Genomic DNA, 451 nt, shown 5'->3' with positions numbered 1-451 from the left:
GTCCGCAGCACTGGAAAATCAATTGCCGCGATATCGATCCGGCGGACGCTGTGCTGTGCCTGCTCCGCCCCCTCGGCGTAGGCCTGCGCAAGAGAGCGACAGAGCCGGTCGGGGGATGGGTCGGGATGACCGACCACAATGAGGATGCGACGCGACATGGTCTGCACCTGGGAAGCCTGGCGTGGCGGTGTTACGGGCGCTCGACCCTTGCCACCTTGTAGGGGTGCATGGCTCCGTTGCGTTCGATCGAAACATATTCGCCTGTCACGAAGCGTTCGTCGCCAAGATGAAAACCGGTCTCGTCATCGCGATCGCCTTCGGCATAGTCGAAATACCATTGCCCGCCCGGCTTGCGGCGGAGGCGGCCGATCAAGTCGTCCTCGCCAGTGCAAAAACGGCGCACGCGGCAGGCGGCCCGGTGCGATTTCCATTCTTCCGCGTCAATCCTGCC

Annotated in this window: 1 protein-coding gene and 1 pseudogene; both read right to left on the bottom strand. The window is 63.2% G+C overall.

All coding sequences use genetic code 11. The annotated features are described in order from the left end of the window. On the bottom strand, positions 1 to 158 hold a 158-nt coding region (locus EOA28_RS38200; protein ID WP_148671236.1), incomplete at its 3' end, for an NAD(P)H-dependent oxidoreductase. Between the two features lie 32 nt (positions 159 to 190). Continuing rightward, positions 191 to 451: pseudogene (locus EOA28_RS38195) on the bottom strand (hypothetical protein); the annotation flags it as partial.

It is taken from the genome of Mesorhizobium sp. M2A.F.Ca.ET.067.02.1.1 (assembly GCF_004023285.1).
Taxonomy (GTDB): Bacteria; Pseudomonadota; Alphaproteobacteria; order Rhizobiales; family Rhizobiaceae; genus Mesorhizobium.
The sequence above is the reverse complement of the archived record's forward strand: the minus strand, read 5'-3'. Positions and strand labels throughout refer to the sequence as shown.